We start from the raw sequence: 21,061 nt of genomic DNA, 5'->3' as shown, positions 1-21,061 counted from the left end.
TACCTGGTGCTCTCGCACTACCACGCCGTCCGCGTGCTCGGTGCGTCCGCGTTCGACGCCGAGACCATCGTGTCGCACGAGACCACCCGCGCCCTCATCGAGGAGCGTGGAAAGGAAGACTGGGCAAGCGAATTCGGTCGCATGCCGCGCCTCGCGAAGGCCGCCGACTCGGTGCCCGGACTGACGTGGCCCACCCTGACGTTCGCCGACAAGCTCACCATCGACCTCGGCGGCGGACGCGGCGACCTGGTGCTCCAGCATTTCGGCCGCGGGCACACCGAAGGCGACATCACCGCGTGGCTGCCGAAGCAGAAGATCCTCTTCGCCGGCGACCTCGTGGAGGCGCAGGCCGCGCTCTACACCGGCGACGCATTCCACCGCGATTGGTCCACCGGGACCCTCGACCGGATCAAGGCGCTGGGCGCCGAGGTCCTCATCGGCGGACGCGGCGCCGTCTCCCACGGCCGGGAGGCCGTCGACGCCGCGATCGAGCAGACCCGCCACTTCATCGAGGTCATGCTCGCCGAGGTCGGGGGGGTGCAGCAGCGCGGCGGCACCCTGAAGGAAGCGTTCGAAGCCACCCACGCCGCACTGAACGAGCAGTACGGGCACTGGCCGATCTTCGAGCACTGCCTCCCGTTCGACGTCTCCCGCGTGTGGGACGAACTCTCCGGAATCGAACGGCCCGTCATCTGGACCGCCGAGCGCGACCGCGAGGTCTGGGACCAGTTGCAGGGCTGACATCCGTCACCGTTTCACCGGGCTGACATCCGTCACCGTTTCACACTGACAAGGCGAGGATCATGGGAAGACGACACACCCGAGGCGGCACCGTCACCGTCGTGGGCAACGGCCCGGTGGGGCAGACGACGGCGTTGCTGCTGGCCCGCTGGGGCATACCGGTCACGTTGCTTGACGCCCGGGCCGAACGCGATCCGATCGGGTCGAAGGCCATCTGCCAGCAGCGGGACGTCCTCGAGGTGTGGGACGCGATCGGCGTCGGCCGTCAATTGGCCGACGAGGGGGTGACGTGGGGGTGCGCCCGCACGTTCCACCGCGACCACGAACTGTTCGCGCAGACGTTCGTCGACCGCGGCATCTCGTCGTTCCCGCCGTTCGTCAACATCTCGCAGGCCCGCACGGAGGAACTGCTCGACGAGCGGATCGCGGCCACACCGTCGATCGACGTCCGGTGGGGACACGAGGCCACGTCCGTCGACCAGGACGAGACCGGCGTGACCATCACGTGCCGCACCGACGACGGTGACCGGGTGGTCGAGTCCGACTACGCCGTGGTGGCGGTGGGGTCGCGGGGCAGCACGATCCGGCACCAGCTGGGGGTCACGTTCGACGGCCGCTCGTTCGACGACAAGTTCCTCATCTGCGACATCGCCGCCGACATCCCCGGCTGGGCAGACGAGCGCCGTTTCTACTTCGACCCCGAGTGGAACCCGGGCAGGCAGGTGCTCATCCACCCGTGCCCCGATTCCACGTTCCGCATCGACTGGCAGGTGCCCGGCGACTACGACCTCGAGGCCGAGGAACGGTCGGGGGCGCTGGACGAGCGGATCCGGAAGATCATCGGCGACACCGACTACCGCATCGTGTGGAAATCGGTGTATCGCTTCCACTCCCGGGTGGCGAACCGGATGCGCGTCGACCGGGTGCTGCTCGCCGGCGACGCCGCGCACATCGTGTCCCCGTTCGGGGCCCGTGGCCTGAATTCCGGTGTCGCCGACGCCGAGAACGCCGCCTGGAAGCTGGCGTTCGTGCTGCGCGGCTGGGCGGACGAGTCGCTGCTCGAGACGTACCACACCGAGCGGCACGCGGCCGCGGTCGAGAACATCGCCGTCACGACGGCGACGATGGACTTCCTCGTCCCGCAGTCGGACGAGCAGCACCGGCACCGCCGCGACGTGCTCACCGCGGCGGTCACCGATCCGCAGGCGCGGGCTCAGGTCGACAGCGGCCGACTCGCCGAGCCGTTCTGGTACGTCGAATCACCCTTGACCACAGGCGATCCGGGTCGGGTCTTCGCTGGTCGCCCGGATCGTGGATGCACACCGGCCGCGGCGCCGGGAATCCTCGTGCCCGACACCCCGGTGACGCTGCGCGACGGTAACGGCACCCGGCTCCGCGACATCGCCAGGAACGGAATTCTCCTGCTGCTCGGTGACGGTGTGGATGCCGACGAGATCCGCACGGCGGCCCTCGGCGCCGTGCACACACCGATCCGTCTGGTCCGGCTGTCGGAGATCGACACCACCGGCGTCCTCACCGCCGCGCTGGACGCGAAACCCGGCGAGGTGTGGGTCATCCGTCCCGACGCCTACGTCGCGGCGGTCACCGACACCGTCGACGGGCTGGTGTCCGCACTGCACCGGATCACCGAACCCGTCGCCGACGTGATCAACTCCGTGCCAGCTGTTCGGGATCCAGATCGAGTTTTCGCAACAGCTGCGCGTTGAGAGCGCAGACGAATGCTTCCCGTCAATGCGCGACGGGGACCAGTTCGGCGACCAGGGCCTCGACCCGCGCCTTGATCTCGTCGCGGATCGGTCGTACGGCGTCGACGCCCTTGCCCGCCGGATCGTCGAGCGCCCAGTCCCGGTAGCTGACGCCGGGGAAGACGGGGCAGGTGTCGCCGCAGCCCATGGTGATGACGACGTCGGAGGTCTGCACGGTGTCGGGTGTGAGGATTTTCGGGGACTGGTCGGAGATGTCGATACCGAGTTCGGCCATGGCCTCGACGGCGGCCGGGTTGACGGTCTCGGCTGGGGCGGTCCCGGCGGAGAGGACCTCGATCCGGTCACCGGCGAGGTGGGCGAGGAATCCCGCGGCCATCTGGGAGCGGCCGGCGTTGTGGACGCAGACGAACAACACGCTGGGGGTGGTCATCGGAGCGAACCTTCCGTGGCGGAGGTGGGGAACCGGGGGCGCAGCGCGAGCGAGACGTAGACCAGGCCGACGAGGACGGGGACCTCGATCAGTGGTCCGACGACACCGGCCAGCGCCTGCCCGGACGCGGCGCCGTAGGTGGCGATGGCGACGGCGATGGCGAGTTCGAAGTTGTTGCCGGCGGCGGTGAACGCCAGGGTGGTGGTGCGTTCGTAGCCCAGGCCCGTGACGGCGCCGAGGGCGTAGCCGCCGCCCCACATGATCGCGAAGTACGCGAGCAAGGGAATGGCGATCCGGACGACGTCCCACGGTTGGGAGGTGATCTGCTCGCCTTGCAGGGCGAAGAGAATCACGATGGTGAACAGCAGACCATAGAGCGCCCACGGCCCGATCTTCGGAATGAACGTCGCTTCGTACCAGGTGCGGCCCTTCGCCTTCTCCCCGAACCGGCGGGTCAGGTAACCGGCCAATAGCGGGATCCCCAGGAAGATCAGCACCGACTTCGCGATCTGCCACGGCGAGGTGTCGATGGTGGTCTGTTCCAGACCGAGCCAACCGGGCAGCACGGACAGGTAGAACCAGCCGAGGGCGGCGAACATGACCACCTGGAACACCGAGTTGATCGCGACGAGGACGGCGGCGGCCTCGCGGTCGCCGCAGGCGAGGTCGTTCCAGATGATGACCATGGCGATGCAGCGGGCCAGGCCGACGATGATCAGGCCGGTGCGGTATTCGGGCAGGTCCGGCAGCAGCAGCCAGGCGAGGGCGAACATCAGGGCCGGGCCGAGGATCCAGTTGAGGACCAGGGAGCCGATCAGCAGGCGGCGGTCGCCGGTAACGGTGTCGAGTCGGTCGTAGCGGACCTTCGCGAGCACCGGGTACATCATGATGAGCAGGCCGAGGGCGATCGGCAGGGAGATGCCGTCGATTTCGACGGCGGACAGGGTGTCGCCGAGGCCGGGGATCGTCCGGCCCAGGAGCAGGCCGGTGACCATGGCGACGCCGATCCAGACGGGCAGGAACCGGTCGAGGGTGGAGAGTGTGCCGACGACGGCCGGGTGCTCGGTGGTCGGGGCCGCGCTCATGCGGGGGTCTCGGCGCACGTGGGAGACGGCACGACCGGGCCGCTCTCGGTGAGCAGTACCGCCGAAAGCTGTTGCAGGGCTGAGGGGATGACCCAGTAGTAGACCCAGGTGCCGCGGCGTTCGCAGTCCAGCAGTCCGGCCGAGCGCAGCACCTTCAGGTGGTGGGAGATCGTCGGCTGGGACAGGTCGAACGATGCGGAGATGTCGCAGACGCAGGCCTCGCCGCCGGCGTGGGAGGCGATCAGCGACATCAGGCGCAGGCGGACGGGGTCACCGAGGGCCTTGAACATCCGGGCCAGATCGCCGGCCCAGTCCTCGGTCAGCGGTTCGCGTGCCAGGGGCGAGCAACAGGCGCCGCTCTCCGAACTTTGATTCGACATGCGCCGATATTGACAGGTGTCGAATCAGGAGGCAACCCAACAGGCGATGCGCGGCCGGTGACCGAGGGCCGATGCGGGCTACCGCTTGCGCGCGGTGACGAGCATGTACTCGGCGATCGTGCGGTGCGAGCCCATATTCGCTCGCACCGCACCACAGTGTTGTCGGGTAAGGACTACTGGCAGCCGCACCCGCCGCCGGCCGTTGCCGCCGGACCGCAGCACGTCGACTTCTCACTCTGGTCGCAGCAGGTGGTCTGCCGTTCGGTGCTGCAACACGTCGGCGCCGCGGCCTGCGGTGTCGTGTCCGTCCGATCCGTCGCCGGGGTCTCGAACTCGTTCGGGTTGCTCATGGTGAACTCCTTGATCCGTGGGGATGGGTACCAGAACAGACGGAGGAGAATGGGAATGGACGCAGACCGCGGTCAGTGCCGACTCAGCCGTTCCGGATCCAGATCGAGGCGTCGCAACAGCTGCGCATTGAGGGCGACGACGATGGTGGAGATCGACATCAGGATCGCCGCCACCGCGGGGGAGATCGCGACCCCCGCGAATGCGAGCACACCGGTGGCCAACGGCACGGCGATGACGTTGTATCCGGTGGCCCACACCAGGTTCTGCCACATCTTGCGGTAGCTCGCCTGCGACAGGTCGATGATCGACAGCACCGCGCGGGGGTCGTCGGCGGCGAGGACGACCCCCGCCGATTCGATGGCGACGTCCGTGCCGGCTCCGATGGCGACACCCACGTCGGCGCGGGCGAGCGCGGGGGCGTCGTTGACCCCGTCGCCGACCATCGCGACGCGGTGGCCGCGGGCCTGGAGTGCCGCCACCTGTGCGTCCTTGTTCTCGGGCAGGACGTCGGCGAACGCCTCGTCGATCCCGAGGTCGGCCGCCACGGCGTCGGCGACCTGCCGGGCGTCGCCGGTGATCATCGCGACCTTCACACCCCGTGCGTGCAGGGCGTCGATCGCCTGCCGGGACTCCTCGCGGACGGCGTCCTCGAGCGCCACCGCGCCGAGCGCCTTCCCGTCGCGGACGACGTGGAGGACGGCGGCGCCGCGCTCGATCCACCGTTTCGTGTGCACCGCAACGTCTTCGGGGACCGTCACGGTCAGTTCGGCGAGCATCGCCGGTCCGCCGACGGCCACCTCCGCGCCGTCGACCACGGCGCGCACGCCCCGGCCCGGTAGTGACCGGAAGTCGGTGGCGGTGCGCCGGGACTCGGCGGGCACCTGCGCGGCGGCCTCGGCGACGATCGCACGGGCGACCGGGTGCTCGCTGTCCGCCTCCACGGCGCCGGCGATCGCGAGCAGGTCGGTGTCGGTGACACCGGCCGTCGCGACGAGACCCGTCACCGCGTGCCTGCCCTGGGTGAGGGTGCCGGTCTTGTCGAACAGGACGACGTCGACGTTGCGCATGCGTTCGAGGGCCAGCCGATCCTTCACCAGCACACCGGCCCTCGCGGCCCGCTCGGTGGAAATGGCGATCACGAGGGGTATCGCCAACCCGAGCGCGTGCGGGCAGGCGATCACCAGAACGGTGACGGTTCGCACCACGGCCTCGTCCACGTTGCCGAGCAGCGACCACACCACGAACGTGAGAAGTCCTGCGATGGAGGCGAAGTAGAACAGGAACGCGGCCGCGCGGTCGGCGAGCGCCTGTGCCCGGGACGAGGACGACTGCGCGTCGGCGACCAGTCGCTGGATGCCGGCGAGCGCGGTGTCCTCCCCCACGGCGCCGACGGTGATCCGCAGCGCGCTGTCGGTGGCGACGGTGCCCGCGACCACGGGGTCGCCGATCGTCCTTGGGACGGGGGTGGATTCGCCGGTGATCATCGATTCGTCGACCTCCGCGCGGCCGTCCTCGACGGTGCCGTCGGCGGGAATGCGGCCGCCGGCCCGCACCAGCACCAGGTCGCCGGTGGCGAGTTCGGAGACGGGCACCTCGGTGACGCCGTCGTCGGTGACCCGGTCCGCGGTGTCCGGGAGCAGCGCGGCGAGCGCGTCGAGGGCCCCGGACGCCGACCCCAGTGCCCGCATCTCCAGCCAGTGACCGAGCAGCATGATGACGATGAGAAGCGCCAGTTCCCACCAGAAGTCGAGGTTGAATCCGCCGATCTGGAGGGTCGTCACCCACGATGCGAGGAACGCGACGGTGATCGCCATCCCGATCAGCAGCATCATGCCCGGCTGCCGCGACTTCAGTTCGCTCCACGCGCCGGTGAGGAACGGTGCGCCGCCGTAGAAGAAGATCGCGGTACCGACCACCGGCGGAATCCACGATGCGCCGGGAAAGTCGGGGACGGTGTAGCCGAGGAGGTCGGCGAACATGTGGCTGAACACCACCACCGGCACCGACAGCGCGAGACTGATCCAGAACTTCTGCCGGAACACCTCACCGTGCGCGCCGTGGCCGGCGTGCCGATCGGTGTGGGCGTCGTGATTTTCGTGTCCGGTGTGCCGGACCTGTTCCATTTCCTTCTGATGATCGTGAGACACGTTTGCTCCCTCGGAAGCTGCTCTCGTGGTCGAGTTTTCAGGAACGCACCAGTCGGGCGATGGCGTCGGTGGCTTCCTTGATCTTCGCGTCCGCCTCGGAGCCGCCCGCGACGGCGGCGTCGACGACGCAGTGGCTGATGTGGTCTTCGAGCAGACCCAGCGCCACCGCCTGCAGTGCCTTGGTCATCGCCGAGACCTGGGTGAGGATGTCGATGCAGTACTTCTCGTCCTCGACCATCCGCTGCAGACCCCGCGCCTGGCCCTCGATGCGGCGCAGTCGCTTGAGGTAGTCGTCCTTGGCGCTGATGTATCCGTGGCCGGACTCGTGGTCGGTGTGCGGTTGCTCGGTCATGAGGGTTCCCCTCGGGTGGGAGTGGTCAGCGGTTGGAACCGGCGCAGTCGCAGGCTGTTGCTCACGACGAACACCGAAGAGAATGCCATGGCCGCACCGGCCAGCATGGGGTTGAGCAGACCCGCCGCCGCCAGCGGCAGCGCCGCGACGTTGTAGGCGAAGGCCCAGAACAGGTTTCCCTTGATCGTGCTCAACGTTCTGCGCGACAACCGGATCGCGTCGGCGGCGGCGCGGAGGTCGCCGCGGACCAGCGTGAGGTCGCTGGCCTCGATGGCCACGTCGGTGCCGGTGCCCATGGCCAGGCCGAGGTCGGCCTGCGCGAGCGCGGCGGCGTCGTTGACCCCGTCGCCGACCATCGCGACCACCTTGCCCTCGGCCTGCAGACGCTTGACCACGTCCACCTTGTCCTGCGGCAGCACCTCCGCGATCACCTCGCCGATGCCGACCTGGTCGGCGATGGCCCGGGCCGCGGACTTGTTGTCGCCGGTGAGCATGATCGGGGTGAGGCCGAGTGCCCGGAACTGCGCCACCGCCTCGCGGGACGTCGGCCTGACGGTGTCGGCGACGACGAGCACGCCGCGCGCCTGTCCGTCCCAGCCGATCCCGACCGCGGTCTTGCCGTCGGCCTCCGCCGCCTCGACGACCCGCTGGAGTTCGGTGGTGAGGTGCAGCGACCAGTCGCGGAGCAGTTTCGCGCGGCCGATGACCACCGCGTGTCCGTCGATCATGCCCTGGACGCCGAGTCCCGCGACGCTGGTGAACTGTTCGACGTCGGGGAGGGTCGTCAGTCGCTCCTTCGCGCCGCGGGTGATCGCCCGGGCGATGGGGTGCTCGGACGCGTCCTCGAGTGCCCCGGCGAACCGGAGAACCTGTTCCTCGTCCTGACCGTCGGCGGCGACCACGTCGTGCAGCGACATCGTGCCGGTGGTGACGGTGCCGGTCTTGTCGACCACCACGGTGTCGACGCGCCGGGTCGATTCCAGAACCTCGGGGCCCTTGATCAGGATGCCCAGCTGGGCGCCCCGTCCGGTGCCCACCATGAGGGCGGTCGGGGTGGCGAGTCCGAGCGCACACGGGCACGCGATGATCAGGACGGCGACGGCGGCGGTGAACGCGGCGGCGACCGCACCGCCGGTGCCGATCCAGAAACCGAGGGTCGCGACCGACAACGCGATCACGATCGGGACGAAGATGCCGGAGATCCGATCGGCCAGGCGCTGCACCTCGGCCTTGCCGGTCTGCGCGTCCTCGACCATCCACGCCATCTGCGCGAGCTGGGTGTCGGCTCCGATTCGGCTGGCACGAACCACGATCCGGCCGCCGACATTGACCGTCGCGCCGGCCACCTCGGAGTCGGGCGAGACCTCGACGGGCACGGATTCGCCGGTCAGCATCGACGCGTCCACCGCCGACGAGCCCTCGACGACGACGCCGTCGGTGGCGATCTTCTCGCCGGGGCGGACCACGAACAGGTCACCGACGTCGAGCTGGTCGATCCCGATCAGCTGCTCGGTGCCGTCCCGCAGCACCGACACTTCCTTGGCGCCCAGCTCGAGCAGCGCCCGCAGCGCCGCACCGGCCCGCCGCTTGGCGCGGGCCTCGAAATAGCGGCCGGCCAGGATGAACGTGGTGACGCCCGCCGCGGCCTCCAGATAGATGTTGCCGGTGCCGTCGACCCGCGCGATCGTGAGCTCGAACGGGTGCGTCATCCCCGGCATGCCGGCGGTGCCCCAGAACAGCGCGTACAGCGACCAGCCGAACGCGGCCAGCGTGCCCATCGACACCAGCGTGTCCATAGTCGCCGTGCCGTGCCGCAGGTTCGTCCACGCGGCCTGGTGGAACGGCCACGCACCCCACACCACGACCGGGGCCGCGAGGGTGAGCGAGAGCCACTGCCAGTTGGTGAACTGCAGTGCCGGGATCATCGCCATCGCGATGACGGGGACCGTCAGCACCGCCGACACGAACAGCCGCTGCCGCAGTGCCGCCGCCGGGTCCTCTTCCTCCGGGGCCGGGGGCTTCACCTCGGGCAGTCGCGCCGTGTATCCGGCCTGCTCCACCGTCGCGACGAGATCTTCGGGCGAGACGTCGGTGGCGTCGTAGTGGACGCGGGCCTTCTCGGTCGCGTAGTTGACGGTCGCGGTGACGCCGTCGAGTTTGTTCAGCTTGCGTTCGATGCGGTTGGCGCACGATGCGCACGTCATCCCGCCGATGGCCAGTTCGATCTGGGAATCGGGTGGTGCCGCGATGTCGGCCGAGCGGGTCATCACTTCTCCTCCGGTGCGGCGGTGGCGGTGAATTCCGCGGTGTGGACGGTGCCGGCGTGCTGGAAGTCCAGGAACAGCCGGTAGTCGCCCGCGCTGGGTGCGGTGACGGCGAAGTCGATCCCGGGACCGGCCGCGGTGGCGCCGTCGCCGGGATGTCCGTCGGGGTGGACGTGCAGGTAGCCGAGGTCGGTGGTGCGCAGCGCCACCAGGTGACCGTATGCGCCGAGGTACGGCTGCAGATCGGTGACGGGCCGTCCGTCGCGGCTCACCGAGAGCGTGACGTTCGACGTCTCACCCGGATGCAGCGTGCCGTCGAGTGTGACGGTGTAGCCGTCCACGGTGGTGGTCGGTGCGGGAGCGGGCAGTTCCTGCGGGTCGTAGGTGCCGGCGACGCGCAGGTCCGTGCCCAGGGTGACGCCTTCCCCGCCTGCCGGGGTGAAGTCCGCGAACACGCGGTAGTCGCCGCCGCGGGTGAGGTCGAGGGGGACGCTCCACGTTCCGGCCGCGTCGAGCGTCGGGTGCACGTGCTGGAATCCGGCGAGGTCGCGACGGACGACGATCAGGTGCAGCAGTTTCTCGTGCTCCGGGGTGTAATCCGTCACCGGTACCCCCGAGGGGTTCGTGATCCGGAACTGCACCGGGACCGCGGCACCGGCGGCGACCTGGTCGGATGCCAGTTCGAGGGTGTAACCGTCCGCCGTGGGCGACAGGCCGCCCGGCGTCGGGTCGGCGGCGGTGTCGTGGCCACCCGCGTCGTGGCCGCCCGCGTCGTGCCCGCCGTCCTCGGCCGTGTGCGCGGCGGGCTCGGCCACATCCGGGCCGGCGGCCGACCCGAGGGCGAGCGCGGCACCGAAGATCACGACGAGGCCGACGGTGAATCCGGCGAACTTGCCGGTTGCGTTCATGATGGGTCTCCTGTGCTGGAGTTTGCCGGCTCAGCCGGGCTTTCCGGCTCAGCCGGCGACGGAGTATCCGGCTTCCTCGACGGCATCCGCGACGGCGCCCGGGTCGAGGTCGGTGGTGCTGTCGATGACGACCGTGCCGGTGGCCAGATCGACGTTCACGGCGGTGACGCCGGGAAGTGCGCTGATCTCCTCGGTGACCGAGGACACGCAGTGGTCGCAGGTCATGCCGGTGACGGTGACGCTGGAGGTGCTCACGGGGGTTCGCCTCTCTTCGGGGTATCGATGTCTTCCTGAGAACTACCATACCCCCCTACCGTATTTCCGCAAGGAGGCGGCGACGAATCTTCCGCCACCCTCAACGGGCGCCATCTCAACGGCATCCACGGTTGCCCTGCATTTCTGCAGAAAGATCAGCGGGGTGGCTCGCTGACATGAGCGCGAATTAGAGCCCCCAGCCTCGGGGCGGCCATCGTGAGTCCGCCGATTCTTTGTTGGCGGTCGATCATCTCGAGGAGGGTGTGGAGCGCTCGTGCAGCGTCACCTCGCGTACCTTTCTTCGGCTGGTTGAGCTTCCACCCGGTCCTCAGTTGGTCCTTGTGTTGGTGAACGATCGTCAAGAGGGAACAGAGATCTGCGATGTCCTTGTCCGCCAAGCGACTTTGCCAGGCGAGGGCCTTGAGCACCACTGCGGCTTCGACGTCGGGCAGTCGCACGTCAAATGTCAACTTGCCACCACCCTGCAGGCTTGCATGAACCGTGACGTCGAGGGCTTCCGCGTTTAATGCCAGGCTCAGGCCGGGGATGGCGTCGAACCCGCGATCTCCGATTACCACTGTTTCTCGTCGCTGCCCGGTCGTAAGCGGCACTAACAGGTCGATTTCGAGTGGCTTGTTCGCGACTCCGGATAGGGCTTCGTAGTGGTTCCCCTTGACGAGTTCGTAGCCGCGGGCGAGAAGGCTCTCGTGAAGACCGTCGTTACCGGCGACGACGGTGTCGATTCCCGCGTCGGCGTCGGCCGTGACGCGGGCAACCGCATCCGGGGTGGGGTACACCTGGGTGAGAATGTGCACCATGTGGCCACCGACGACCCGGTAATCGTGCCCCTCAGCGGCTTCCGCGAGGTCTGCCAGCGCTCGCAGACCGAGGTCCGCCGCATTCGACGCGGAAAACATGTCGACTCGGGCCGCATCAGCCACGCCACGTTCCTGCCTCTATAGCACTGCGCAGATGTTCGGCGGCCTCCACTGCATCGGGGCCAGGGCTGCGCAGAACATCGTGCAACGCGATGATCGGGTCGACCCTCACGGGAGCAACATCCTGCAGTACGACGATCGGATCGACGCGGACCGGGGATAGTTCCGCGGCAGCCTTGGCGGTGCGCCAGACAGTGGGATCCTCCGGAACAGTTGCTTCCAAAGTGTGCTCACTGTCGCTGGCTGGTGTAAATCCTGCGGGCGTGAAGTCGAGCAACTCGCGGGTGTATAGCGAGGCGATCGCAGGCAGGCGCCAGGGCGCGTATACGTCCGCAGCGATATCGCCGGTCTGTAAGCAGTCCACGCCCATCTCTGCGGTGAACTTTGCCGCATCCGCACCCTGTCGTACCGCGGGATCTAACCCGTACCAGTAAGTCGAGGCGCCACCCGGGCCTGGGTATTCATTGAGGTGCATCCCGAGCGAATCGCTGCGCTGCTCGAGGATCCATCCGTTTTCGGTGCGAGTCGCGTACCGGTGGTGCCGTAGAACGTGGGACACGGACTGCTGTGTGACCGCCAACGTCGCCGCTAGATCTACTTGGGTCATCGGTTGGTCGGTGAGGAGTAGCATCCGCTCAACAGCCCATCGGGTCCATGGCTTGCGACCACGCCGCACTACCAGCGCTTCTGGGCCACCGTCATATGGCGTCGGAACGGTGATCGTGGTGCCGGAGAAGATGGCAACACTTTCATGGACCGCGATGACATCGACGCCCCCTAGTTCGGCGAGCCGTCTCAGGTAGGGGGTTGTGTGGGTCGTGACGAAGAGGAACCGCGCGTCGGGGTATCGAAGGCGGAGATTCTCGAGCAGGCTGGGCGGCGGGGGCTTCAGGCGGACCTTGACCTGTACCGCCTGCGTGCGACCGTCCGGGAGAATCAAGAGCATGTCGGCGGGGCCCCCGGAGACTACCCGGATCTCGGCGGCGCGCAACAGCTGCAACGCACTCGTCAAAAGTTGATTAGAGGAGTCCATCTACGAACCTCCTTCACCACCGATAGGTCTTGAACTGCAAGTACAAACTTAATTGCACCTTACCTCTTTAGTTTGTTTGAAAATGTCTATCAGATGATGTATATGCCCGTGTTGTCTATTCGCGAGGCGAACAACGACGGAACCGGAACAGGCCGTCGCGGCCTTGAGCCCTGGCCGGCGTGAAGCCGCGGGCGTCCTGGGTGCACTGCTCGAAGTCGGTGATCGCCGTCATGCGGGCCATCACCGGGCGAAGTACCTGGTAGTGAGTGTTCCCTCGCCCACGCGGGCCCGAAAAGGTGGTTGAGTGGAGTACCGCATCTCACCCGGAAACGGAGCCTGGCAATGTCGATGGACACGTTGCGCACCCAGACGCTGCGCCGCACACCGCTCGCCGAGAACCCCGACCCGGTGCGGAATGCCTGACGACGGCCGGAAGCGGGTGGACGCCACCACCCTGACCGGTGTGCCCGCGACGATGATGTGGACGCTCCGCAACCGTGCCGTCGAGGCGGCGCGCCCGGACACCGCGTTCGCGGACCCGCTCGCCGTGAAGCTCTACGAGACCCTCGACTATCCGTACGAGAACTTCGGGAAACCCAGCCAATCCCACCCCTGCGCGCGCAGGCGTTCGACGACGAGATCCGGGCGTTCCTCGCTGGCCACCCCGGCGGAACCGTCGTCGCGCTCGGTGAAGGATTGCAGACCAGTTACTGGCGGATCGGCGACCCCGACGTCCGGTGGGTGTCGATCGACCTGCCCGAGGTGGTCGCGCTGCGCCGGCAACTGCTGCCGGACGAGCCGAACGTCACCACACTCGCAGTGTCCGCGCTGGATCGGTCGTGGATGGACCACGTCGACACCGGCCGGGGTGTGTTCGTCTCGGCGGAGGGCCTTCTGATGTATCTGTCTCCCGACGAGTCGCTGTCCCTGATCGCCGACTGCGCCCGGCGATTCCCCGGGGGCCGGATGATGTTCGACTCGGTGCCGAAATGGTTCAGCCGCAAGACGCAGAAGGGACTGCGGATCCACGGCGACTACACCGTCCCGCCGATGCCGTTCCACCTCTCCGCCGGCGAGGCCGCGGAACTGCCCGCACGGGTCCCGGACGTCGCATTCACCCGCGAGGTCGCGTTACCGCTCGGCCGGGGCCTGTGGGGTTCGGCTTTCCTCCGCCGGCTGTCGGATATGCGGCCGCTGCGCAACTCCCGTCCGACGCTGACCCTGTGCGGATTCGCGGGCTGAACCCCGTCCGACGAGCGGTGTGGCCCGACCCGCAGCAGAATGGGGCAATGGCGGACCGCGGATTCACCCCCACACAGCTCGCGGCACGTGCCGCGTACCTGCTTCGCGGCAACGACCTCGGCACGATGACGAGCGCCGCGCCGCGCCTGTACCCGCACATGTGGAGTTGGGACGCGGCGTTCGTCGCGGTCGGACTGGCGCCCCTCAGCGTGGAGCGGGCCGTCGTCGAACTCGACACCCTGCTGTCGGCGCAGTGGAAGAACGGGATGATCCCGCACATCGTGTTCGCGAACGGCGTCGACGGATACTTCCCCGGCCCCGGGCGGTGGGAATGCGGGACCCTCGCGGCGCACGCGCCGAGCGGAACGCAGACGTCGGGGATCACGCAGCCGCCCGTCCACGCCATCGCCGTGCAGCGCATCCTCGACCACTCACGCAGGCACGGTCGCAGCACCCGCGCCGTCGCCGAGGAGTTCCTCGACCGGCGCTGGCCCGACCTCGTGCGCTGGCACCGCTGGCTGGCACACGCCCGCGACCTCGACGGCAACGGCCGCATCGCGCTGTACCACGGCTGGGAGTCGGGCATGGACAACTCGCCGCGCTGGGACCACTCGTACGCCAACGTCGTGGCCGGGGCGATGCCCGCGTATCTGCGCGAGGACCTGTCCCACGTCGCCGACACGGGGCAGCGGCCGTCGAACGGCGAGTACGACCGCTACCTGTGGCTGCTCGAGGAGATGAAGACCGTCCGCTACGACGACGAGGAACTGGCCACCGCCATGAGCTTCGCCGTGGAGGACGTGTTCGTCAGCGCCGTGTTCTCGATGGCGTGTGAGGTGCTCGCGACCATCGGCGAGGAACACTCGATGCCGAACTCCGACGTCCGGGAACTGCACGGGTGGGCGGCCCGGTTCCGGCAGGGCGTCCTCACCACCACCGACGAAAGGTCGGGTGCGGCACGCGATTTCGATCTGCGCAGCGGCCGGTGGATTTCCACCGAAACCCTCGCCATGTTCTCCCCACTCCTGTGCGGAGGCCTGAGCCGCGACGCCGAACGCGCCCTGATCCGCACGTTCGAGGGGCCGAAATTCTGCGGCCACCCCGACCTCCGGTACGCCGTGCCGCCGTCGACGTCGCCGGTGTCGGGCGACTTCCGTCCGCGCGAATACTGGCGCGGTCCGGTGTGGCCGGTGATGACGTGGTTGTTCTCCTGGGCGTTCGCCCGCCGCGGGTGGGCCGAGCGCGCCCACCTGCTGCGGTCCGAGGGACTGCGACAGGCGAGCGACGGCAGCTTCGCCGAATACTACGAGCCGTTCACTGGGCAGCCCCTCGGCAGCATGCAGCAGTCGTGGACGGCCGCAGCGGTTTTGGACTGGTTGGGCTGACGCACCCGTGAGTACTTGTTAACCGCCCGTGGTTAACAAGTACTCACGGGCGCGAAGCGCATGGGACCGAGTTCGGCGTACCGGTCGCCGGGGCCGGGGTTGTCGGCGGGGGCGGCGCCGCCGAGGTGGTGCATCACTCCCCAGACGGCGTTGAGTGCGGTCTGCACGGCGCCTTCCGCCCAGCCCGCGGTCCACGAGATGTCGTCGCCGGCCAGGAAGATGCCGCGATGCCGCGGGTCGAGTTCGTCCTGCATGAAATGGCTGAACAGCCGCTCCTGGTACCGGTAGTGGCCGGGCAGGTTCGCCTTGAACGCACCCATGAAGTCGCGTTCGGTCTCCCACGACAGCGTGACCGGCGTGGCGATGATGTGACTGCGGAAGTCGACGCCCGGGTAGATCTCCTCGAGCGACTTGATCATGAGGTTCATCCGCTCCGTCGCGTCGAGCGGCAGCAGTTTGAGTGAATCGTCGGACCACGTGTAGGACAGGCAGATCAGGCCGGGCTTGTCGTCGCCCTGGTCGAGAAGGTAGGTGCCGCGGCTCATCCGATCGGTCAGCGTCATGCTGACGAGGTCGCGACCGGTGACCGGGTCCTTGTCCTTCCAGAACGGACGGTCCACGAGCGCGAACACCTTCGTCGAACCCATGTAGTGGGTGCGTTCGATGGCGGTCCAGTGGTCGATCGGGAACAGGTCGTCGTCGCAGTGAATATTGTTGAGCAGCATCCAGCTCTGCGCGGTGAAGACGGCGGCCGGGTAGGTGCGGATCTCCCCGGACGAGTCGGTGACGGTCACCTGGTGCGGCGCGGTGCGCCGGACCGCGGTGACGCGGGGGCGGGTGTCCCCGCCGTTCAGAGAGCGCACCGACGTGCCGTCCGGCCAGTGCGCCATCCCCGTCGGGGTGTCCGTCCACAGGTGCAGCGGCAGTTGTTGCGACCCGCCGACGATGCCGCGGTGGTGGTCGTCGGCGGCGGTGATCACGACGCGCAGGATCTCGAGGATCGAGTTGGGGAAATCGGTGTCCCAGCCGCCCGTTCCGAAACCGACTTGCCCGAACACTTCCCGGTGATGGAACGATGCGAAGTGCTTGGACGAGGCGAGGAAGCCGTAGAACGTCTGATCGTCCAGTCGGACCACCAGATCGTTCCAGATCCGCTTCAGTTCGGCGGTGTCGCGGTCGCGGATCGCCTGCTGCAGCGGGATCAGTTCGGCGTGCTCCTCGAGCGTGCGCTGCCACGCGTCGGAGACCTCCCGGAACACGGGTGGCAGGTCGTCGAGGTGCTGTGCGTAGTACGTTTCGCCCTTGAGGTCGATGACCGTGCTGGGGGTGGCGTCGGCGAGCGGGTTGGGGAACGCCTCGGTCCGCAGCCCGGTGGCGTCGAGGTAGTGGAACAGGGTGGTCGACGACGGTGGGAACCGCATCGCGCCCATCTCGGCCACCACACCCGGGTGTCCCTCGAACGGCTGCGACCGCATCCGGCCACCGATCTGATCTGCTTCGTAGACAATCGGTTTGAGGCCGAGCTTCATCAGCTCGTACGCCGTGACCATGCCCGACAGTCCGCCTCCGATCACCGCCACCTCGGTGCCGTGCCGGTCGGCGGGCACCGAACCGAGGCCCGACGGGTGAGTGACGTAGTCGTCGTAGGCGAACGGGAAGTCGGGACCGAACATCGTCAGCGGCGGGACGTCGGTGTCCGTGGCGGTGCTGTCCGGGGTGACGGGGATCGTCATGAAGTCTTCTCCTGCAGGAAGGGGTAGAGGTCGACGCGTCGGTCGTCGAGATGGGTGTTGTCGCGGCGGGATCGGCGGAGGACGTCGAGGTCGAGGTCGACGGTCACCAGTTCTTCGTGGCGGCCCGCCCGGGCGAGTTCGGTGCCGTCGGGTGCGATCGCGCAACTGGATCCGCAGTAGTCGAGGTCGGTTTCGGTGCCGCACCGGTTGACGTACGTGACGAACAACTGGCTCTCGTAGGCCCGGGCGGGGACGACGCTCTCCGCGATGAATTCGTATGGACTCATCAGACCGGTGGGGACGATCAGCCACTGGGTTCCCCGGTCGGCATGGGCGCGAACGGCTTCCGGGAACTCGACGTCGTAGCAGATCAGGAGTCCGCACCGGATCCCGGCGTGGTCGAACTGGACCACCAGTTCGTCGCCGGCCGCGAAGTGCGTGCGGTCGAGGTCGCCGAACAGGTGGGTCTTGCGGTAGTTCGCGAGCGAGTTCCCGGACGGGTCGAGGGCCTGCACGCTGTTGTAGACCACGTCGCCGTCCGCCTCCGGGTAGCCGTAGACGACGGTGATGCCCGACTCGTGCGCGATCTCCGCGATCCGTGCCGCGATCGGTCCGTCGGCGGGTTCGGCTCGCTCCGCGATGAGGGATCCGATGTTGTAGCCGGTGGCCGACATTTCCGGACAGATCAGGATGGACGCTCCGGATGCGGCCGCGCTCTGCGCGGCGGAGGCGATGGCGGAAAGGTTCGCCGCCACGTCGAAGGAGAGCTCGGGCCCTTGGAACAGTGCTGCCCTCATGGCGCCGGCACCTCCTCCGGGCTGTTGCGGAGTTCGGACTTGCGGATGCCGTACGCGAAGTAGATCGCGAGCCCGACCGCCATCCACAGCGCGAACGCCACCCACGTCGAGACGCCGAGGCCGAACAGCAGCAGCGCGCAGAACACGACGCCGAGGACGGGCATCAGCGGGAAGAGCGGGGTCCGGAAGCTGCGGTGCAGGTCGGGGTGGCGGCGGCGCAGGATGATGACGGCGATGTTGACGAGCATGAATGCGAACAGCGAGCCGATACTCGTGGCGTCGGCGAGTTCGCCCAGCGGCACGAACCCGGCGAGCGCGGAGACGACGGCGCCGACGACGACGATATTGACGACGGGCACCCGGGTGCGCGGGCTGACGCGGGAGAAGATCCGCGGAACGAGACCGTCGAGCGACATCGCGTACAGAATGCGGGTCTGCCCGTACATCACGGCGAGGACGACGCTGGCGATGGCGATCACCGCGCCCGCGGACAGGAAGATGGCGGGCCAGGTGCTGGTGGTCGCGGCATTCAGGATGGTCGCGAGTGCGGCGCCCTCACCGGCGATGTCCTGCCAGGGCATCGCGCCGACGGCGGCGATCGCGACCAGGCAGTAGAGGGCTGTGACGATCACGAGGGAGAGGATGATGGCGCGGGGCAGGTCGCGTTTCGGGTTCTTCGCCTCGTCGCCGGCGGTCGAGGCGGCGTCGAATCCGATGTAGGCGAAGAACACCTGGGAGGCCGCGGCCGTCACGCCTGCCGCGCCGAGGGGAACGAACGGTGCGAAGTTCCCGGCGCGGAACGCGGTGAACGCGACCGCGCAGAAGAACACGAGCACGAGGACCTTCAGCGCGACCATGATCGTGTTGACCAGGGCGCTCTCGGACGCTCCCCGGGTCAGCAGTGCCACCGCGACGAGCACGATGACGATGGCGGGCACGTTGACGATGCCGCCCGCTCCCGGTGATTCGCTGATCGCGGCGGGGAGCGCGATGCCGAACATGCCGTGGAGGAGTTCGTTGATGTACTCGCCCCACCCGACGGCGACGGCCGCGACCGAGACGCCGTACTCGAGCATCAGACACCACCCGCAGATCCACGCGAACAGTTCGCCCATGGTCGCGTAGGTGTACGAGTAGGAGCTGCCGGAGACGGGGATGCTGCCCGCGAGTTCCGCGTAGGAGAGGGCGGAGAAGAGGGCGGTGAACGCCGCGAGCACGAAGGCGAGGACGACGGCAGGGCCGGCCTTGGGCGTCGCCTCGCCGAGGATGACGAAGATGCCCGTTCCCAGCGACGCACCGATGCTCAGTGCGGTGAGATGCACCAGGCCCATCGACCTCTTGAGACCGTGACCGGGTTCCTGGTCGTTGCGCGCCACGATCGCCTCGACCGATTTGCGGGCGCGCAGTGCGCCGGCCAGTCCCGGCGGGCGCGGAGAAGTTTTGGTGATGTCCAACGTTGAGCTCCTGAGCGGTGGAGTGACGTGGACAACAATGAACGGGCGAGCCGTCGCTGTCAACACATGTTTCCTAAACCGCTTGATGGTTTCCTATCGGGACGTGGGCCGGACGTCGTCCGGTAGTGCTGGGGCCAGAATCCACAGAACGGTCGCGGTGTCGTCGCCGAGCGCGCGGAAGCTGTGCGGCAACTGTGGGGAGAAGGTGAACGCGTCCCCGGTCGCGAGCGACACGTCCTCGCCTGCCCCCGGGCCGTTGAAGGAAATGCAGATCTCGCCCGACACGACGTAGACGAAGGCGACGTCGACCGGCAGTTCGTACGTCTCGGACCCGCTCCCGCCGCCCGGTTCGATCCTGCTCAGAAGCGACTGGATGCGGCGCTCACCGAACGGCGTCAGCAGGAACTCGGCCATGCGTTCCCCGCCGAAGCTGATCGGCGGGTAGTTGTCGGCCCGCACGACCTCACCTGCGGCGGAGCTCTCGAACAGCGACCCGACGGGAATGTTCAGCGCGGCGCAGATCCGCACCAGCGTGGCGACGGACGCGCTCGCGTGGTCCCGCTCGATCTTCGACAGGTAGCCCTTGGTGATGCCGCAGCTCGCGGCCAGTTCGTCGAGCGTCAGGCGCTGGGCCAGCCGCGCCGCCTTGAGTCGGGGGCCGATCCTGGGCGCGTCGACGCCCGACGCGCCTTCGGCTGCGAGCTCGTTCGCCATGTATCGATCCTTCGTTCGTGTCTCGTATAGGAAACAAGTGTTGACAAGAATGCGTTCCAAGGAAACGATACGACGAAGCCACGTCTCCGGCACACACCGAAGGATTCCGATGAGTACAGACGACATAAAGGGCCCCGTCGACGCGACCCGCACCCCGCGTTACGCCGAACCCAGCACGTTCGCCCGCCTCCCCCGACTCGACGAGGTGTCCCGTGCAGACGTCACGGTGCTGGGCGTCCCGTTCGACTCCGGAGTGAGCTACCGTCCCGGCGCACGCTTCGGCCCCGGCCACATCCGCGCCGCGTCGAAGCTGCTCCGCCCGTACAACCCCGCACTCGACGTGCACCCCTTCGGTGCGCAGCAGGTCGCCGACTTCGGTGACATCGGCGTCAACCCGTTCGACATCCAGGAAGCCCTGGCCACCGTCGACGGCGCCGTCACCGACCTGCGCAAGGACGGCTCGACCGTGCTGACGCTCGGCGGCGACCACACCATCGCGCTGCCGATCCTGCGGTCGCTCGCCCGCGACCACGGTCCGATCGCCGTCCTGCACTTCGACGCGCACCTCGACACGTGGGACACCTACTTCGGCGCCCCCTTCACGCACGGCACCCCGTTCCGGCGGGCCAGCGAGGAGGGGCTGATCGACCTCGAGCGGTCGCAGCACATCGGCATCCGCGGCCCGCTGTACAGCAAGAAGGACCTCGAGGACGACGCCGTTCTCGGCTTCCAGGTCATCCGCTCCGACGACTACGAGGTGGACGGCGTCGCCAGCATCGTCGAACGGATGCGCCGGCGGCTCGACGGCGGTCCGGTCTACGTGTCCGTGGACATCGACGTCCTCGACCCCGCGCACGCGCCGGGCACCGGAACCCCCGAGGCCGGCGGCATGACGTCCCGCGAACTGCTGAACACGCTGCGCGGACTCGTCGGCCTGAACGTGGTCGGCGCCGACATCGTGGAGGTCGCGCCCGCATACGACCATGCCGAGATCACCGGCATCGCGGCAGCGCACGTCGCGTACGAGTTGCTGTCGGTGCTCGCGATCAACGCGTCGTCGGCTTCCGGACGGGCAGGCCGCGGTGAGGCACTCCGGCAGGCGGCGTTTGTGACGAAGTGATGCGT

The 21,061-nt window shown here is 68.2% G+C and carries 20 protein-coding genes and 1 pseudogene; 6 read left to right on the top strand and 15 right to left on the bottom strand.

The genetic code is table 11. From position 1 onward, the window contains the following. Both ACFTZB_RS15095 and ACFTZB_RS15090 read left to right on the top strand, forming a co-directional pair. On the top strand, positions 1 to 741 hold a 741-nt coding region (locus tag ACFTZB_RS15095; protein WP_378432616.1), incomplete at its 5' end, for an MBL fold metallo-hydrolase. 62 nt (positions 742 to 803) lie between these two features. After that, complete coding sequence (locus ACFTZB_RS15090) at positions 804 to 2,468, top strand: FAD-dependent monooxygenase (RefSeq protein WP_378432615.1); 1,665 nt, start codon at positions 804 to 806, stop codon at positions 2,466 to 2,468. 22 nt (positions 2,469 to 2,490) lie between these two features. On the opposite strand, the gene ACFTZB_RS15085 is transcribed toward ACFTZB_RS15090, so the two are convergent. The 11 genes from ACFTZB_RS15085 to ACFTZB_RS15035 form a co-directional block, all read right to left on the bottom strand. Continuing rightward, entirely contained in the window at positions 2,491 to 2,898 is a 408-nt protein-coding gene (locus tag ACFTZB_RS15085) for an arsenate reductase ArsC (protein ID WP_378432613.1), read from the bottom strand. Next, positions 2,895 to 3,983, bottom strand: a complete 1,089-nt coding sequence (gene arsB, locus ACFTZB_RS15080; RefSeq protein WP_378432612.1) for an ACR3 family arsenite efflux transporter — start codon at positions 3,981 to 3,983, stop codon at positions 2,895 to 2,897. Before arsB ends, ACFTZB_RS15085 begins: the two co-directional genes overlap by 4 nt. Then, positions 3,980 to 4,363: an ArsR/SmtB family transcription factor gene (locus ACFTZB_RS15075; protein ID WP_378432611.1), complete on the bottom strand. Its 384-nt coding sequence runs from the start codon at positions 4,361 to 4,363 to the stop codon at positions 3,980 to 3,982. Before ACFTZB_RS15075 ends, arsB begins: the two co-directional genes overlap by 4 nt. Before the next feature lie 173 nt (positions 4,364 to 4,536). Continuing rightward, positions 4,537 to 4,713 carry a hypothetical protein gene (locus tag ACFTZB_RS15070; RefSeq protein WP_378432610.1) on the bottom strand — a complete coding sequence of 59 codons (177 nt, stop codon included), beginning with the start codon at positions 4,711 to 4,713 and terminating at the stop codon, positions 4,537 to 4,539. 72 nt (positions 4,714 to 4,785) lie between these two features. After that, positions 4,786 to 6,861, bottom strand: a complete 2,076-nt coding sequence (locus ACFTZB_RS15065; protein ID WP_378432609.1) for a heavy metal translocating P-type ATPase — start codon at positions 6,859 to 6,861, stop codon at positions 4,786 to 4,788. A gap of 37 nt (positions 6,862 to 6,898) precedes the next feature. Continuing rightward, the gene (locus ACFTZB_RS15060; RefSeq protein ID WP_072945011.1) at positions 6,899 to 7,213 is read right to left on the bottom strand and encodes a metal-sensitive transcriptional regulator; all 315 of its coding nucleotides are present in this window, start codon (positions 7,211 to 7,213) and stop codon (positions 6,899 to 6,901) included. Next, positions 7,210 to 9,480 (bottom strand): heavy metal translocating P-type ATPase, encoded by a 2,271-nt coding sequence (locus ACFTZB_RS15055; RefSeq protein WP_378432608.1) that lies wholly within the window; start codon positions 9,478 to 9,480, stop codon positions 7,210 to 7,212. Before ACFTZB_RS15055 ends, ACFTZB_RS15060 begins: the two co-directional genes overlap by 4 nt. Beyond that, positions 9,480 to 10,385 carry a hypothetical protein gene (locus ACFTZB_RS15050; RefSeq protein ID WP_378432607.1) on the bottom strand — a complete coding sequence of 302 codons (906 nt, stop codon included), beginning with the start codon at positions 10,383 to 10,385 and terminating at the stop codon, positions 9,480 to 9,482. The genes ACFTZB_RS15055 and ACFTZB_RS15050 overlap by 1 nt, the downstream gene beginning before the upstream one ends. Before the next feature lie 48 nt (positions 10,386 to 10,433). Continuing rightward, positions 10,434 to 10,640 carry a heavy-metal-associated domain-containing protein gene (locus ACFTZB_RS15045; RefSeq protein WP_378432606.1) on the bottom strand — a complete coding sequence of 69 codons (207 nt, stop codon included), beginning with the start codon at positions 10,638 to 10,640 and terminating at the stop codon, positions 10,434 to 10,436. A gap of 155 nt (positions 10,641 to 10,795) precedes the next feature. Beyond that, entirely contained in the window at positions 10,796 to 11,581 is a 786-nt protein-coding gene (locus ACFTZB_RS15040) for a hypothetical protein (protein ID WP_378432605.1), read from the bottom strand. Further along, positions 11,574 to 12,611, bottom strand: coding sequence for a hypothetical protein (locus tag ACFTZB_RS15035; protein ID WP_378432604.1), 1,038 nt, complete (start codon positions 12,609 to 12,611; stop codon positions 11,574 to 11,576). The genes ACFTZB_RS15040 and ACFTZB_RS15035 overlap by 8 nt, the downstream gene beginning before the upstream one ends. 300 nt (positions 12,612 to 12,911) lie before the next feature. On the opposite strand from ACFTZB_RS15035, the gene ACFTZB_RS15030 reads away from it, so the two are divergent. From ACFTZB_RS15030 to ACFTZB_RS15020, 3 genes and pseudogenes are all read left to right on the top strand, one after another. After that, on the top strand, positions 12,912 to 13,034 hold the full coding sequence (locus ACFTZB_RS15030; protein WP_378432603.1) for a hypothetical protein: 123 nt from the start codon (positions 12,912 to 12,914) through the stop codon (positions 13,032 to 13,034). Next, positions 13,027 to 13,853 (top strand): annotated as a pseudogene (locus tag ACFTZB_RS15025) (class I SAM-dependent methyltransferase). Before ACFTZB_RS15030 ends, ACFTZB_RS15025 begins: the two are co-directional and overlap by 8 nt. Positions 13,854 to 13,900: 47 nt before the next feature. Next, on the top strand, positions 13,901 to 15,238 hold the full coding sequence (locus ACFTZB_RS15020; RefSeq protein ID WP_378432602.1) for an amylo-alpha-1,6-glucosidase: 1,338 nt from the start codon (positions 13,901 to 13,903) through the stop codon (positions 15,236 to 15,238). Between the two features lie 32 nt (positions 15,239 to 15,270). On the opposite strand, the gene ACFTZB_RS15015 is transcribed toward ACFTZB_RS15020, so the two are convergent. The 4 genes from ACFTZB_RS15015 to ACFTZB_RS15000 all read right to left on the bottom strand — a co-directional run bounded on the left by ACFTZB_RS15015 (position 15,271) and on the right by ACFTZB_RS15000 (position 19,936). Then, complete coding sequence (locus tag ACFTZB_RS15015) at positions 15,271 to 16,971, bottom strand: flavin monoamine oxidase family protein (protein ID WP_378432601.1); 1,701 nt, start codon at positions 16,969 to 16,971, stop codon at positions 15,271 to 15,273. Continuing rightward, positions 16,968 to 17,768 (bottom strand): carbon-nitrogen hydrolase family protein, encoded by an 801-nt coding sequence (locus ACFTZB_RS15010; protein ID WP_378432600.1) that lies wholly within the window; start codon positions 17,766 to 17,768, stop codon positions 16,968 to 16,970. The genes ACFTZB_RS15015 and ACFTZB_RS15010 overlap by 4 nt, the downstream gene beginning before the upstream one ends. Continuing rightward, the gene (locus ACFTZB_RS15005; RefSeq protein WP_378432599.1) at positions 17,765 to 19,222 is read right to left on the bottom strand and encodes an amino acid permease; all 1,458 of its coding nucleotides are present in this window, start codon (positions 19,220 to 19,222) and stop codon (positions 17,765 to 17,767) included. Before ACFTZB_RS15005 ends, ACFTZB_RS15010 begins: the two co-directional genes overlap by 4 nt. Positions 19,223 to 19,315: 93 nt before the next feature. After that, the gene (locus ACFTZB_RS15000; protein ID WP_378432598.1) at positions 19,316 to 19,936 is read right to left on the bottom strand and encodes a helix-turn-helix domain-containing protein; all 621 of its coding nucleotides are present in this window, start codon (positions 19,934 to 19,936) and stop codon (positions 19,316 to 19,318) included. A 109-nt stretch (positions 19,937 to 20,045) separates the two neighbouring features. Here ACFTZB_RS15000 and speB point away from each other — a divergent pair, with 109 nt between their 5' ends. After that, complete coding sequence (gene speB / locus ACFTZB_RS14995; protein ID WP_378432596.1) at positions 20,046 to 21,056, top strand: agmatinase; 1,011 nt, start codon at positions 20,046 to 20,048, stop codon at positions 21,054 to 21,056. Positions 21,057 to 21,061 lie beyond the last annotated feature (5 nt).

It is taken from the genome of Rhodococcus sp. NPDC057014 (assembly GCF_042673295.1).
Lineage (GTDB): Bacteria > Actinomycetota > Actinomycetes > Mycobacteriales > Mycobacteriaceae > Rhodococcus_F.
The sequence above is the reverse complement of the archived record's forward strand: the minus strand, read 5'-3'. Positions and strand labels throughout refer to the sequence as shown.

Coding starts and splice junctions, on each gene's coding strand:
- ACFTZB_RS15090 (WP_378432615.1), top strand. CDS start 804: ATGGGAAGACGACACACCCGAGGCGGCACCGTCACCGTCGTGGGCAAC.
- ACFTZB_RS15085 (WP_378432613.1), bottom strand. CDS start 2,898: ATGACCACCCCCAGCGTGTTGTTCGTCTGCGTCCACAACGCCGGCCGC.
- arsB (WP_378432612.1), bottom strand. CDS start 3,983: ATGAGCGCGGCCCCGACCACCGAGCACCCGGCCGTCGTCGGCACACTC.
- ACFTZB_RS15075 (WP_378432611.1), bottom strand. CDS start 4,363: ATGTCGAATCAAAGTTCGGAGAGCGGCGCCTGTTGCTCGCCCCTGGCA.
- ACFTZB_RS15070 (WP_378432610.1), bottom strand. CDS start 4,713: ATGAGCAACCCGAACGAGTTCGAGACCCCGGCGACGGATCGGACGGAC.
- ACFTZB_RS15060 (WP_072945011.1), bottom strand. CDS start 7,213: ATGACCGAGCAACCGCACACCGACCACGAGTCCGGCCACGGATACATC.
- ACFTZB_RS15055 (WP_378432608.1), bottom strand. CDS start 9,480: ATGACCCGCTCGGCCGACATCGCGGCACCACCCGATTCCCAGATCGAA.
- ACFTZB_RS15050 (WP_378432607.1), bottom strand. CDS start 10,385: ATGAACGCAACCGGCAAGTTCGCCGGATTCACCGTCGGCCTCGTCGTG.
- ACFTZB_RS15035 (WP_378432604.1), bottom strand. CDS start 12,611: ATGGACTCCTCTAATCAACTTTTGACGAGTGCGTTGCAGCTGTTGCGC.
- ACFTZB_RS15020 (WP_378432602.1), top strand. CDS start 13,901: ATGGCGGACCGCGGATTCACCCCCACACAGCTCGCGGCACGTGCCGCG.
- ACFTZB_RS15015 (WP_378432601.1), bottom strand. CDS start 16,971: ATGACGATCCCCGTCACCCCGGACAGCACCGCCACGGACACCGACGTC.
- ACFTZB_RS15010 (WP_378432600.1), bottom strand. CDS start 17,768: ATGAGGGCAGCACTGTTCCAAGGGCCCGAGCTCTCCTTCGACGTGGCG.
- ACFTZB_RS15000 (WP_378432598.1), bottom strand. CDS start 19,936: ATGGCGAACGAGCTCGCAGCCGAAGGCGCGTCGGGCGTCGACGCGCCC.
- speB (WP_378432596.1), top strand. CDS start 20,046: ATGAGTACAGACGACATAAAGGGCCCCGTCGACGCGACCCGCACCCCG.